Below are 12375 nucleotides of genomic sequence, written 5' to 3' on the forward strand. Positions count from 1 at the left end.
GCTTTAGGGTCTTAAGTGATTGCTTTTACTTAGAGCTAACTTTAATTTTCTCTATTAAATCCTTTGCTTGGTAGTTTTCGTCTAAGGCGAAATCGAGTTGTACTAATGCGTTTTTAAAGCCGGATTCAGACGGCGCATACTGCCATTTTTTTAAGGCTCTTTTCGCTTCTCGATTGAAAACACCTTCAGGCTCTGCACTTACCACACTTACATTGCTGGTGGCGCCGCTTGGTAAAATATCGTATTTCAAAACGACTGAACCGCTAATACCTTGCTCTGCAGCTTGAATAGGGTATATCGGCTCTACACGCATAACCGCTTGATAGTCTTTTGTCTTTTCAACTGACATCGGCTGTTTTGCAATCGCAAAGCTGCTAAGCATGCCCGCTGTAAAAATAACTAACGCTGTTTTTGCGATAAATGAGCTGTTGTCGATCTGCTTTATTTGGTTTAGACGTTGTAACATGGTGTTTTTATCTCCGTATTGTGAATAAGCCATTAAGCCTGTTCTGCTAAAGCTTGCACAGTGCACTAATGCCTTACTGTATAAAATTCGTTGTTCAGTTGATTTATTTTTGAGTACTTGCTCATCACATGAAAGCTCTTGAATACGGCGCAGACTTGCATAACCAAGCCAAGCGACAGGGTTAAACCACAACAAAATAGTGGCACTTAAAGCGATGGCATTAATTAGGTTATCTTTGCGTTTAATGTGCACTGATTCATGCTCTAAAATAAGCGCTAAAGCATGGTTATCGTAGTGGCTTTGATAGTTTGTAGGCAGCACTAACTTGGTATTTAAAACCCCAACAACCATAGGTGAGCTCACTTGGTTGCTTTGGTATAAGCGCATACTTTGATTGCTGTGATGATCAAGCGTAATTGGCGCTAACTGCAGTTTCGCTAGAAAACGGTAATGAAAATATACGGCAGTGATCAGCAGTGCGGCACTAATAAAGCCATAAATAGCAAACCAAGTGAGCGTAAACTGTGGCATTATTGCTGTGTTTGGCGTGATAGTCAGCTTACTGATAAAGTCGTTTTGAATTGGCTTTAAGTGCTCTGGTAGGTTCGCTAACAATAAACTAATTGGTAAAAGCGCCCACAGTGTATAAACCAAGCGTGCCGATAGCTGGCTTAGTAACTTTCGCTCTAGCAGCAATAAAAACATAATTGCAGATGAGATCAAAAGTTGTTGATCTAACAGCCAATTAAAAAATGCATCTAACATAACAACGCCTTATTTTTGCTGTTTTTCCCAATCATCAATGACCTTTTTCAGCTCATCAATATCATGTTGCGAGAGTTGCTCTGATTTAGCAAAGCCACTCACCAGTGGCGCAATACGGCCATTAAAGAAGCGTTCAATAAAGCTTTGGCTTTCTTTTAATGTGTATTCTTCACGGGCGATGCAAGGAGTGTAGTTATATTGGCGGCCTTGTTTCTCGAAGCTAAGAGCGCCTTTTTTAACTAAACGGCTTAGTAGCGTTTTAATGGTTTTTTCGTGCCATTCTTTATCGTCACTTAAACGCGCAATTACTTCACTAGCTGTGGCTGGGTAGCCAAGCCATACTGCATCTAATACTTCGAATTCAGCTTTAGAAAGTTCAATCATTTTTATGCCTACAGATGTAATCTTTAATTAAAGATTACACGTGTAATCAATTAATGCAAACTTTTTTGTTAGAGAATGTCACTTTTTTTGATACTGACTATTTGTCCTTCGGGCAAATTCAGCGTGGTGAGTGACAGTTTTGCGATATCTGTGCGGTAAAGGTCGATGACTTTGTAGCCACAAAAACGAGCCATTTTACGTATTTGCCGATTTAAACCTTGTTTTAAGACGATGCAAAACTGTGTTTCGCTGACTTGAGTCACCGTGCAAGGGAGGGTTATTTGTTTATCGACAGGCACACCGCCCGCCATTTTTTTACAAAAATCACTATCAAGAGGTTTATCAACGGTGACTAAATAGCGTTTGGGTTGGTGGTAATCAGGGTGGATCAGTTGATTACAAAACTCACCGTCATTGGTCAAAATCAATAAACCTCGGGAGTCTTTGTCGAGCCGGCCAATTGGGTAAACGCGAGTGGTTTTAGGCAGGCTATGAATAAGGCTTGTTGGGTCATCAGCATTTAATTTGCAATCTATACCAACAGGCTTGTGATAAGCAAAGTAGGTGAGTGGTGCCTTAGCTAAAATTTTTTCGCCAAGTACAATCACATCATCGTGCTCATCAACATGATCTATATGATTTGCGGCACGGCCATTTACTGTTACCTCACCTTGATCTATCAAGCGCGATGCTTGCTTTCGAGAGCAAACACCCGCATGGGCAATAAATTTAGCAAGTCGTACTTTTTCTGGCATGAGTGATTTTTGTACAATTAATTTGATCACAGTATATCAAAATCACGTATGAATAGTTCCACCACCAAAGAGGAATGCACATGCCTATCAAATTATCAGAGCTTGCAGCTCACCAACCACTGCAAAAGGTTATCCTTCATTCATTAGAAATGGCGCTGTATCAGGTGTCTGTGCTGATCAATAACGTTGAGTATTATGTTACTGATGAGCAAGGTGAGTTTATTCGCGATATTAGCCCGTTGCACATTCAAAAGCGCCTCGATCACCTAAGTTATGGTGATATGGTTTTACGCCACACTAGTGCTTATGATGAGATGTGTGGTCAGCCCGAAAAGCTGGCCAGCAACATGCTCGAAGTACCTTATGGTAAGAACCACTTATACTGATTAACGATATAAGCGTATACTGAGTATATGTATCAATTAAAAAGTGATGACTCAGCTGATTTAAACAACCAGCTTAGAGAACATATTGTGGCTTTCAACGCCGCGCATTTTAATGCCGAGCGTATTCCCGTTGGTTTTAAGTTCGTTAATAAACAAAACAGTGTGGTTGCTGGTATTCATGGTCAGGTATTTGGCAATTGGCTGCTTATTAGTTGGCTTTGGTGTGATGATAAGACGCGTGGTAAGGGACTTGCGACACGCTTACTCGCTGAATTAGAGAGTAAAGCTAAAGCACTTGGTGCAAACACCGCACAACTTGATACGCTCGATTTCCAAGCTAAACCCTTTTACGAAAACAACGGCTACCTAGTTAAATATGAAATGCGTAACTACCCACTCGACGGCTGCCGTTATTTTATGGAAAAAAGCCTTTAACTATTGGCTTTTACTCACTTCGCTTTTAGCACGTCTTGCTCGGTAAAAGTAATCCCTAAGAAAGGGGTCGCTTCAGGGGCAAGCATAAAGGTGCGAATGTTCATGTGGTCTTGCCCTTCAGGATTGTGTAATACGTCATCACGATAAAACGCGCCAAAGCAATCTAGGGTGTTTTGTTTACTCAGTTGATTTAGCTTAGCAAAGGCAAAAATTTTACACGAGCCATTATTTTCATTTGCCGCGCTTAGCAGGCCATGATTGTTAAAACCACTTGGGGTAAAATCATAATTGTTGTCTATGACCGCCATGGTATCGGTAAACTCAATTTGCTGAGGTGTGCTTGCTAATTTCGCAAGAAATTCGTTAAGAGTCATTGCTTGTCCTTAAAAATTGTTCTTTATCAACTCTAACTCATTCACTTGCTGATTGATATTAAACTTAAAATTCTCTAAAAAGTTCATACCAAGCAAGCCATAGCCAACATGATTTTCTATTACCAGCACTTCAAAATTACGAATACGTTGTTGACCGACTTGAAACGACTCGAGCTGATAACGCTCTGCTTCAACAATTCCATTAGCTGTGTTTACTTGTAAGGTGCCAAGGTAATTGGCTGGGGTGTTAAGCGAGTTTAATAATGTTTGGTTAATTACAGTAAAGCTAGCGCCGGTGTCGATCATCAGCTCGGTTTCGATATCATCGTTGATGATACTGTTCACCAAATAGTGCGAACCTCGAGCAGTTAATTTTATAATTTCAACACCTGCGAGAGCTTGTTGAATCAACTGATGTAATTGCTCAGCCTGTTGTTTATAGTCATGATCTTCGGGTAGTTGATCTAGGGTTATTTGGCTCGCGACATAATCTTCTAAATGGTAGCTAGCTAATGCATTGTTATATAAGTAATGCGCGTTGCCAGGCGCGTAATCAAGCCATTGTTGACTAATATTAAGTAGGGCTTGCCATTGTTGCGTTGCAATAAGTTCATCAATATAGGATTTGCTTAGCTCGTCTATTTGTTTGTTAAGTTGTTGCTTATCATTGCTGTCTAACTGGTTGCTAAGCGCCAGTAAATTGATAATACCTTGTTGGGTATCACCTTGTGCTATTAAACGCTTTGCCTCAAGTTCAAGCATGGTGACATCGTAAGGGTGACTATTTAAAAAGGCCGTTAAAAATTGCTCACTTAAGGTGAATTTTTGATGGGAAAGCCATGTCTCAAGTTGTTGTTGCCAAATTTGTTTAAGTTGCCTTGCATAGCGAGGTTCATTCATAAGCAATTGGGTGTACTCGGCCACCGCTTTGTCGAATAATTGGTTGCTAAATAGCGCAACAGCTTGTTGAAAGTGGGCTGGTAAAACCGCGCTTTTCTTGACTATGGGAGTGGTTGCTACAGTCTCAATTTGTTTTGGCTTCGCGGGGTTAAACAGTTGCCAAATAAAGTATCCGTTTAAGCTAAGAGAGCATAGCAATATTAATTTAAGAAAAGCATTCATCCGTTTTGCCCAATCATTTAATCTTTGTTATTTACTTACTCAGCATAAAACACATTTTTTAAAGTCGTTACTTTTTAACTAAATGATTGAGCGCCATGATATTGCTTATTTCAATATCTGCTAATCCTTGATAACGATATTGCGTTGCTTGGTTATTAAGCCAAACGCTTTGGCAGCCAGCATTATTGGCACCTTGCACATCAGTATCTAGGCTATCGCCAATGTGCAAAATTTCCTTGTGAGGCACCTTTAAGTGTTTGGCTGCGCTATCAAATAAGGCGCTATGCGGCTTCGCTTTTCCGTGTGGGCCTGCTTGTAAAACTAACTCAAATACACCATTAAGGTTAAACTTTTCTACTTCGACATTACCATTGGTGATGGCGATGAGGCGGTAGTGTTTACTGAGATTAGTAAGTAATTCAAGTACTTCATCAGTAACGGTTATTTGACTGCGGGCATCAGCGAATGCCTGATAAGCATTTTCGGCATGCAACTGAGCTTGCTCTGCTGAAAAACCCAGATCGGTCATGGCATAGTGTAATGCTGCTTGTCGCCAGCGCGTAACGTCATCAATTAAAGTCGCATCATGTTTTAAAGCTTTATCGCGGCATGTTAACCAGTAGCTCATGCTATCGGCTGGCCATTGGTCTAATGCCTCGAGGTAATCAGCTTGTGCTTGCAAGGCTGATTTTATGATCGGATGGTTGTTGTAAAGTGTGTCGTCTAAATCAAAACTTAAAACAGAAACTGGCGATAGGGCACGGTTAAATCGGATCATAATGACAAGGGTTTACTCTGATGTTGAGCGCTTTTTAGCGCGTGGATGGGTGTTATCGTACACTTTAGCTAAATGCTGAAAATCTAAATGCGTATAAACTTGAGTTGCAGACAAACTACTGTGTCCTAACAGTTCTTGTACGGCACGCAGATCCCCTGATGATTCTAAAATATGTGATGCAAATGAGTGGCGCAATTTATGCGGATGCACTTGTGAGCTGATCCCTTGCTTAATGCCCCATTCTTGCATCCGTAAGCGAACTTGGCGTACGGAAATTCGCTTTTTTTGGCTGCTAACAAACACGGCTATTTCATCAGGATGTGCAAATTGAGGGCGAATTTTCAGCCATGCTTTTAATGCACTGAGCGCTTTGCTGCCTACAGGTAATAAGCGTTCTTTGTTACCTTTACCACGGACTAAAATTTCGCCTTCAGCCGGGTTTATATCTTGTATGTTAGCGCCAACTAACTCGCTAATGCGCAGACCCGAAGAGTACATTAATTCCATCATGGCTTTGTCACGAATAGCTAAAGGCTCATCATCTGGCAGTTCTAGTAGCTTAGCCATTTGATCTACGTCTAAATTTTTGGGTAAAGGCTTGGAAAATTTTGGCCCTTTAATGGCCTCTGCCGGATTATGATAATGTGCCTGACTGGCGATATTTTTGGCTTTTAAGAATTTATATAAACTGCGAATACAGCTCAGTTTTAAACTGATTGTGCGACCACTCAATTGTTTGCTGCGCATTTGCATGCTGTAACGGCGAATATGCTCACCTTGAACAGCAAACCAGTCTTCACATAGTTTACTAAAGTACAAAGCTGCGAAGCCTAGCTGGCTAGTGTATTGGTTTACTGTGTGCGCTGAGTATTGTTTTTCGTAGCGTAAGTAGTCTGCAAATAGTTGGATAGGTGTTCGCCAAGCATCACTTAATTCATCAATGTCTGGCGTCGTCACATCGCTCATGCAAGTTCCAATAAGCGCAGTTGTAATGAGCGAACAAACTCAAGGACAAAAAAGCTGTCTTTTGCCGGTTCGAAGTGATTTACGTCATCACTACCAAACGCCAAAATAGCCACAGGGTGTTTTGTGTTACCAATTAAATATAAGGCAGTCGATTGAGTCGTGTCTGAAAACAGTAAGTCTCTTTCTTGTTGGCTTACTCGACCCAAGTAAATGCCGTCGTTTTGCAGGCGATGAGCAATTAATTCATCAAACTTTTTATCGTACTTAACTAAGTGGCATTCGTTAATGGATGGATTAGTGCAGATAATATTGCGCAAATTGCTAGCCAGTGTCGTAAAGTCGTAGTTAGTCCATAACTGACGATGACAGTCGCTAAATAAGCGGTAAATTAACTCGTTTTCTTTTGCTTGTTCAACGAGCTGCTCAATCTTATTTTTTAATAACGTATTGTGTTCACGTAATTGGCGCTGTTGAATATGTACCAAAGACGTTGCTCCCGCCGTTTGTTGTTGTAGTTCAACTTCAGCGAGCACATCCGGGTTTTTGATAAAAAAATCAGGGTGTGCTTTTAAATAGTCAGCAATTTGTTGTTCTGTTAGTTTGCTCATAGTGCCACTTGTCCATCAAAAACATGCTCAGCAGGGCCTGTCATTCGTACAGGGTGGCCTTCGCCTTGCCAACGTACTTGTAAACTGCCGCCGGGTAAGTCAACTTGTACGGTATTAGCAAGTTTACTTTGAATTTGTCCAACCACGACCGCAGCACAAGCACCTGTACCACAGGCTAAGGTTTCACTAACGCCACGTTCCCACACTCTTAGTTTAATGTGATCTTGCGAAATTACCTGCATAAAACCAACATTTGCACGTTGTGGAAAACGCTCATGATTTTCAAGGAGTGGGCCTAAGGTGGTGACTTCTGCGGTATGAATGTCATCAACTTCTAACACGCAATGTGGGTTACCCATCGACACTGCGCCACTAAATACTGTGTGTTCTTCAGTGCGAAGAATATAGGTCAGCTCACGCTTGCTGGCTTTTAATGGAATTTTGTTCGGTTCAAAATTAGGGTGGCCCATATTTACCGTTACTTGACCATCTTTCTCTATATAAAGCGTGAGGTTACCAGATTTTGTTGAAACCGAAATTTTATGCTTATTGGTCAGGCCCTTCATACGTACAAAGCGGGCGAAACAGCGCGCGCCGTTGCCGCATTGTTCAACTTCGTTACCATCGGCATTGAAAATTCGATAATGAAAATCGAGATCAGGCGAGTAAGGGGCTTCAACCATAAGCAGTTGATCGAAGCCAATGCCGAAATGGCGATCTGCCAGCTTCTTTATTTGATCACGTGATAAAAAAACATTTTGAGTAATGTTATCAATAACGACAAAGTCATTACCTAGGCCGTGCATTTTTGAAAAATTAACTAACATAACGCTCTAATTCGGGTTTGCTCTGAGCTAATCATGCCACAGAGCAGGGCGGTTATAAAAACGTTTATGGTAAAATTTTCTCACCTTGCCAAAGGCTTTCTAAGGTTTCGCGTTGGCGAATTAAATGGCTTTGCTGACCATCCACCATAATCTCTGCAACACGCGGGCGTGAGTTGTAATTTGAGCTCATGGTAAAACCATACGCGCCAGCGCTGCGCTGCGCTAATAGGTCACCGGCTTGAAGTGCAAGCTCACGGTCTTTGCCTAAAAAGTCGCCGGTTTCACAAACTGGGCCGACAATATCGTAGTTGTGAGTAGGTGTATCATCTGCGCGAGGTTCAACTGGCACAATACTTTGCCAAGCTTGATACAGCGATGGACGCAACATATCGTTCATGCCAGCATCAACAATAGCAAAGAACTTATCTTGGTTTTGTTTAATAAACTCAACTTTAGTAACTAAAATACCTGCGTTGGCTGCAATCGCACGACCAGGTTCAAAAATAAGTTCTAAATCTTGGTAGCCTGCTAATCGAGCGGTAATTTTATCAACATACTCGCTCGGGTGAGGAGGTGTTTCGCCATTATAAGGCACGCCAAGACCACCACCGATATCTAGGTGAGTTAGCTTGATGCCAACCGCTTTTAACTCTTCGATAAGAGACAGTACTTTTTCAAGTGCTGCTAAGAAAGGTTTAATTTCCGTTAGCTGCGAGCCGATGTGGCAATCTACACCGGTAATTTTTAAACCGGGTAATGATGCTGCATGTTGATACACAGTCACCGCAGTTTGAATATCAATACCAAACTTATTCTCTTTTAAGCCAGTTGAGATATAAGGGTGCGTTTTTGCATCTATATCTGGGTTTACGCGAATCGAAATCGGTGCCACTAAGTTAAGATCCGTTGCCACTTTTGAAATACGCTCAAGCTCAGCCACTGACTCAACGTTAAAACACTTGATCCCCAATTCAAGTGCATAGGCAATTTCGTCAGCGGTTTTTGCAACGCCAGAAAACACAACCTTACTTGCGTCTCCGCCTGCTTGGATGACACGCGCAAGCTCACCTTTTGAGACAATGTCAAAACCTGAACCAAGTCGCGCTAAAATATTCAGCACGGCAATATTTGAGTTGGCTTTTACGGCATAGCACACCAAGCTTTTATGTGACTTAGCAGCTTCAGCAAATGCTAGATAATGACGTTCAAAGGTTTTCCGAGAATAGATATAACAAGGCGTACCATATTGTTCGGCAAGCTCTTTGACAGCGATGTCTTCAGCGAACAGCTGACTATTATTGTAGTTAAAAAAGTCCATCTATTGGTCCTGTTTTTGCTCTGGTTGTTCGGATGGATCAGCTTGTGGCTGAGACTTTGCAGGCGGCTTAGTATCATCTGGCAGATAAAGAGCACCACTTTGTCCGCAACCTGCTAGGGTTACTAGAAGGGCGCTTAGAGGTAAAATGGTTTTTAATTTTTGGCTATGAGTCTCTTTCATTAGATTAATACGGTTGCTGGCTTTATAATCGCAGAGTAACAGAATATTTAAAAAATGCAGCTATTCGCGGATGAATTTATTCCTGTTACACTTGATGTACACAATCTGCCCCCAGATCTAGGCTTAAAGCCAGTTAAAGGACACTAAAATGACTGATCATGAATACCACACACTAGCCGATGCATTAATGCTAACTATTGAAGAGCAAATCGATGAATGTGATGCCGATTTAGACTATGAATCAGCGTCAGGTATTTTAGAAATCATCTTTCCTGATCGCAGTAAAATTGTGATCAACAAGCAAGCACCATTACACCAAGTTTGGGTAGCGACTAAATTTAATGGTCACCATTTTGAACTACGCGACGATAAGTGGATTGATAACCGCTCAGGTGCAGAGTTTTGGCAATTTATGTGTGATGCGGCAACTCGCCAAGCAGGTCAAACAATTGAGTGGCGTTCTGAACTATGAGTTTAGAGTTTGTTGAATATCCAGCGCAAGCTGAACACAAAGCAACGGTTATCTGGCTACATGGTTTAGGTGATTCAGGTGATGGTTTTGCGCCCGTTGCACCGCAACTTGCTCTACCAAAAGAGCTTGGCGTACGTTTTGTGTTTCCACATGCGCCAGTGCAACCGGTCACCTTAAATGGAGGTATGGCAATGCGCTCTTGGTACGATATTAAATCGATGGATTTAGATAAGCGTGCTGATGAGCAAGGAGTGCGTGAATCTGCTGCAAAAGTGGCTGCAATTATTGACCAAGAAATTGCAAAAGGTATCGCTCCTAACAAAATTATTCTTGCCGGTTTTTCGCAAGGGGGTGTGGTATCGCTGCACTTAGCGCCACGTCTAGATTATAAATTAGCGGGTGTAATGGCACTTTCAACCTATATGTGTGTGCCTGCAAAATTTGCTGATGAAGCCAAGCAGCAGGGGTTAAATATTTTTATGGCACATGGTCGATTTGACGATGTGGTACCGCATAGCGCGGGCAAACAAGCATTTGACGTGCTTAGCGCTAACAACATGGAAGTAAGCTGGCAAGACTATCCGATGGCGCACCAAGTTTGTGGTGAAGAACTGATGGCTATTCGAGAGTGGTTAATTGCTCGCTTGAGTTAATTTTTTGGTTTTAGAGGCCAGCATGACAAAGAAACTTGTAATTACAGCAAATATGAATGCCGTTGAATCGGCAAGTTCAGCACCGACAGCAGTGACTTATCAATGGCATTGGCGACGCATCTTTATGGTTAGCAGTGTTATCTTAGTTGCGCTGGCTATATTAGTGTATAGCTTTATTGGCGCTGTAAATGCAGAGCAATCACCGCAAGATGAGCCGCAATCAGAGTTTGCAAATGCTGAGCTACAAGCGCCTTTGAATGACGCTGAGCAAGAAGAGCCAAAAGAAATCGTCGCACCGCCAATGAATGAGCAAACACCGCTGGCTGATAACACAGAAACAGCTAAAGCAGAGGTCGTGAGCTCAAACATTGTAGAACCTGACGTTACGACAGTAGAGGCTGAGATCGACAGTGAAGAGGTTATTGATGAGCAACAACCTGAAACATTAGCCGTTATTCCTGATGAAGAAGCATCACAAACTGAACCGCAAGTTGAAATTACAGCAGCACCTGATGCTCAGCAGCAGTTTTCACGGTCAGCACATATTGCCAGTGTCGCAATTGGCGCAAAAATAGACACAGATAAAGTAAGCCGCGCAGTATTAACTACCGATGTTGTTGATCGAGAACCAGTAAACGTTTTAAAAAACGATGTAAAATTAGCGCAAATTAGCAGTAGCCTGAGCTTTTTTAGCGAGCTTAGAAATATGCAGGGACAAACTGTTCGTCACCAATGGTATTACCAAGACCAACAGCTTGCTTCGATTGAATTGGCCGTAAGCAGTCCACGTTTTCGTACTTATTCAACGAAAAACATCATGCCAGAGCAACTGGGTGATTGGCGTGTTGAAGTTATTGACGCAGATGGCAACTTACTGGCCCAAAAAGAATTTAGAATTTTAGCTGAGTAATATTTAGTATCAGCCTGATAATTAATTGGATTTTTCATGACACAGACAACAAAACTAGTTCGTATCGCGACCCGTAAAAGTGCACTTGCTTTATGGCAGGCTGAATTTGTAAAAGCTCAACTAGAGCACTTCCATGACGACGTAACGGTAGAGTTGGTTCCTATGTCGACACAAGGCGATATTATCCTTGATACACCACTGGCCAAGATTGGTGGTAAAGGCTTATTCGTAAAAGAGCTTGAGCAAGCCATGCTTGATGGTCGCGCAGATATTGCGGTGCATTCAATGAAAGATGTGCCTGTTGAGTTTCCTGAAGGTTTAGCATTACACACAATTTGTGAACGTGAAGACCCACGCGATGCGTTTGTATCAAATAACTACAAGAGTTTAGATGAGTTACCACAAGGTGCGATTGTTGGTACATCAAGCTTACGCCGCCAATGCCAAATTCGCGAAGCGCGCCCTGATTTAGACATTCGTGACTTACGCGGTAATGTTAATACACGTTTAGCAAAACTAGATGATGGACAATATGATGCAATCATCCTAGCTGCAGCGGGTCTAATTCGTTTAGAAATGCCAGAGCGTATTACAGCTTTTATCGAGCCAGAGGTATCATTACCTGCAAATGGTCAAGGTGCTGTGGGTATTGAGTGCCGTATTGATGATGAAGTAACAAAAGCACTGTTAGCGCCACTTGAACATAATGAAACACGCATTCGTGTTAATGCCGAGCGTGCTATGAATCGCCGTTTAGAAGGTGGTTGCCAAGTACCTATTGGTGCATTTGCATTGGTCGATGGTGAGCAAGTGCATTTACGTGGTTTAGTGGGCGCTATTGATGGTAGCCAAATGCTACGTGATGAAGTGACAGGCCCAGTGGCTGACGCAGAGCAGTTAGGTATTACACTTGCTGAAAAGCTACTTGAGCAAGGTGCTGATAAAATTTTAGCTGAAGTATATAGAGACGCTTAAT

At 42.0% G+C, this 12375-nt stretch carries 17 protein-coding genes; 6 read left to right on the forward strand and 11 right to left on the reverse strand.

Going from position 1 to position 12375, the window contains the following annotated elements; translation table 11 throughout:
* Positions 1–25: 25 nt before the first annotated feature.
* The 3 genes from CWB80_RS10680 to CWB80_RS10690 all read right to left on the reverse strand — a co-directional run bounded on the left by CWB80_RS10680 (position 26) and on the right by CWB80_RS10690 (position 2370).
* Complete coding sequence (locus CWB80_RS10680) at positions 26–1231, reverse strand: M56 family metallopeptidase (RefSeq protein ID WP_138598957.1); 1206 nt, start codon at positions 1229–1231, stop codon at positions 26–28.
* A gap of 9 nt (positions 1232–1240) precedes the next feature.
* On the reverse strand, positions 1241–1615 hold the full coding sequence (locus tag CWB80_RS10685; RefSeq protein WP_054554650.1) for a BlaI/MecI/CopY family transcriptional regulator: 375 nt from the start codon (positions 1613–1615) through the stop codon (positions 1241–1243).
* 68 nt (positions 1616–1683) lie between these two features.
* Entirely contained in the window at positions 1684–2370 is a 687-nt protein-coding gene (locus CWB80_RS10690) for a pseudouridine synthase (RefSeq protein ID WP_054554685.1), read from the reverse strand.
* A gap of 80 nt (positions 2371–2450) precedes the next feature.
* On the opposite strand from CWB80_RS10690, the gene CWB80_RS10695 reads away from it, so the two are divergent.
* Positions 2451–2756, forward strand: coding sequence for a DUF6482 family protein (locus tag CWB80_RS10695; RefSeq protein WP_054554651.1), 306 nt, complete (start codon positions 2451–2453; stop codon positions 2754–2756).
* A gap of 27 nt (positions 2757–2783) precedes the next feature.
* Entirely contained in the window at positions 2784–3191 is a 408-nt protein-coding gene (locus tag CWB80_RS10700) for a GNAT family N-acetyltransferase (protein WP_054554652.1), read from the forward strand.
* Positions 3192–3205: 14 nt separating this feature from the next.
* Here CWB80_RS10700 and CWB80_RS10705 read toward each other — a convergent pair whose 3' ends face one another.
* The 8 genes from CWB80_RS10705 to lptM all read right to left on the reverse strand — a co-directional run bounded on the left by CWB80_RS10705 (position 3206) and on the right by lptM (position 9364).
* Entirely contained in the window at positions 3206–3565 is a 360-nt protein-coding gene (locus CWB80_RS10705) for a HopJ type III effector protein (protein WP_138598958.1), read from the reverse strand.
* Between the two features lie 9 nt (positions 3566–3574).
* Positions 3575–4687, reverse strand: a complete 1113-nt coding sequence (locus CWB80_RS10710; RefSeq protein WP_138598959.1) for a retropepsin-like aspartic protease — start codon at positions 4685–4687, stop codon at positions 3575–3577.
* Positions 4688–4754: 67 nt separating this feature from the next.
* Positions 4755–5465: an HAD-IA family hydrolase gene (locus CWB80_RS10715; protein WP_054554655.1), complete on the reverse strand. Its 711-nt coding sequence runs from the start codon at positions 5463–5465 to the stop codon at positions 4755–4757.
* Between the two features lie 12 nt (positions 5466–5477).
* A complete protein-coding gene (locus CWB80_RS10720; RefSeq protein ID WP_138598960.1) occupies positions 5478–6431 on the reverse strand; it encodes a tyrosine recombinase XerC in 954 nt (317 codons plus the stop codon).
* A complete protein-coding gene (locus CWB80_RS10725; protein WP_054554657.1) occupies positions 6428–7039 on the reverse strand; it encodes a DUF484 family protein in 612 nt (203 codons plus the stop codon). The genes CWB80_RS10720 and CWB80_RS10725 overlap by 4 nt, the downstream gene beginning before the upstream one ends.
* Positions 7036–7866, reverse strand: a complete 831-nt coding sequence (gene dapF / locus CWB80_RS10730) for a diaminopimelate epimerase (protein ID WP_054554658.1) — start codon at positions 7864–7866, stop codon at positions 7036–7038. Before dapF ends, CWB80_RS10725 begins: the two co-directional genes overlap by 4 nt.
* Before the next feature lie 64 nt (positions 7867–7930).
* Positions 7931–9184: a diaminopimelate decarboxylase gene (lysA, locus tag CWB80_RS10735; protein ID WP_138598961.1), complete on the reverse strand. Its 1254-nt coding sequence runs from the start codon at positions 9182–9184 to the stop codon at positions 7931–7933.
* Positions 9185–9364, reverse strand: a complete 180-nt coding sequence (lptM, locus tag CWB80_RS10740; RefSeq protein WP_138598962.1) for an LPS translocon maturation chaperone LptM — start codon at positions 9362–9364, stop codon at positions 9185–9187.
* Between the two features lie 148 nt (positions 9365–9512).
* Between lptM and cyaY the strand changes: the two genes are divergently transcribed.
* The 4 genes from cyaY to hemC are packed head-to-tail and all read left to right on the forward strand — an operon-like array spanning position 9513 to position 12374.
* Complete coding sequence (gene cyaY, locus CWB80_RS10745; RefSeq protein ID WP_054554661.1) at positions 9513–9836, forward strand: iron donor protein CyaY; 324 nt, start codon at positions 9513–9515, stop codon at positions 9834–9836.
* Complete coding sequence (locus CWB80_RS10750; protein ID WP_138598963.1) at positions 9833–10489, forward strand: alpha/beta hydrolase; 657 nt, start codon at positions 9833–9835, stop codon at positions 10487–10489. Before cyaY ends, CWB80_RS10750 begins: the two co-directional genes overlap by 4 nt.
* Positions 10490–10511: 22 nt before the next feature.
* On the forward strand, positions 10512–11399 hold the full coding sequence (locus CWB80_RS10755; RefSeq protein WP_138598964.1) for a DUF2914 domain-containing protein: 888 nt from the start codon (positions 10512–10514) through the stop codon (positions 11397–11399).
* A 36-nt stretch (positions 11400–11435) separates the two neighbouring features.
* On the forward strand, positions 11436–12374 hold the full coding sequence (gene hemC, locus CWB80_RS10760; RefSeq protein WP_054554664.1) for a hydroxymethylbilane synthase: 939 nt from the start codon (positions 11436–11438) through the stop codon (positions 12372–12374).
* Position 12375: the final 1 nt, after the last annotated feature.

It is taken from the genome of Pseudoalteromonas sp. S1650 (genome assembly GCF_005887195.1).
Taxonomy (GTDB): domain Bacteria; phylum Pseudomonadota; class Gammaproteobacteria; order Enterobacterales; family Alteromonadaceae; genus Pseudoalteromonas; species Pseudoalteromonas simplex.

Bases quoted from the DNA above. Each gene is read 5' to 3' on its own strand.
- CWB80_RS10680 (WP_138598957.1), bottom strand. From the start codon at position 1,231: ATGTTAGATGCATTTTTTAATTGGCTGTTAGATCAACAACTTTTGATC.
- CWB80_RS10685 (WP_054554650.1), bottom strand. From the start codon at position 1,615: ATGATTGAACTTTCTAAAGCTGAATTCGAAGTATTAGATGCAGTATGG.
- CWB80_RS10690 (WP_054554685.1), bottom strand. From the start codon at position 2,370: ATGCCAGAAAAAGTACGACTTGCTAAATTTATTGCCCATGCGGGTGTT.
- CWB80_RS10695 (WP_054554651.1), top strand. From the start codon at position 2,451: ATGCCTATCAAATTATCAGAGCTTGCAGCTCACCAACCACTGCAAAAG.
- CWB80_RS10700 (WP_054554652.1), top strand. From the start codon at position 2,784: ATGTATCAATTAAAAAGTGATGACTCAGCTGATTTAAACAACCAGCTT.
- CWB80_RS10705 (WP_138598958.1), bottom strand. From the start codon at position 3,565: ATGACTCTTAACGAATTTCTTGCGAAATTAGCAAGCACACCTCAGCAA.
- CWB80_RS10710 (WP_138598959.1), bottom strand. From the start codon at position 4,687: ATGAATGCTTTTCTTAAATTAATATTGCTATGCTCTCTTAGCTTAAAC.
- CWB80_RS10715 (WP_054554655.1), bottom strand. From the start codon at position 5,465: ATGATCCGATTTAACCGTGCCCTATCGCCAGTTTCTGTTTTAAGTTTT.
- CWB80_RS10720 (WP_138598960.1), bottom strand. From the start codon at position 6,431: ATGAGCGATGTGACGACGCCAGACATTGATGAATTAAGTGATGCTTGG.
- CWB80_RS10725 (WP_054554657.1), bottom strand. From the start codon at position 7,039: ATGAGCAAACTAACAGAACAACAAATTGCTGACTATTTAAAAGCACAC.
- dapF (WP_054554658.1), bottom strand. From the start codon at position 7,866: ATGTTAGTTAATTTTTCAAAAATGCACGGCCTAGGTAATGACTTTGTC.
- lysA (WP_138598961.1), bottom strand. From the start codon at position 9,184: ATGGACTTTTTTAACTACAATAATAGTCAGCTGTTCGCTGAAGACATC.
- lptM (WP_138598962.1), bottom strand. From the start codon at position 9,364: ATGAAAGAGACTCATAGCCAAAAATTAAAAACCATTTTACCTCTAAGC.
- cyaY (WP_054554661.1), top strand. From the start codon at position 9,513: ATGACTGATCATGAATACCACACACTAGCCGATGCATTAATGCTAACT.
- CWB80_RS10750 (WP_138598963.1), top strand. From the start codon at position 9,833: ATGAGTTTAGAGTTTGTTGAATATCCAGCGCAAGCTGAACACAAAGCA.
- CWB80_RS10755 (WP_138598964.1), top strand. From the start codon at position 10,512: ATGACAAAGAAACTTGTAATTACAGCAAATATGAATGCCGTTGAATCG.
- hemC (WP_054554664.1), top strand. From the start codon at position 11,436: ATGACACAGACAACAAAACTAGTTCGTATCGCGACCCGTAAAAGTGCA.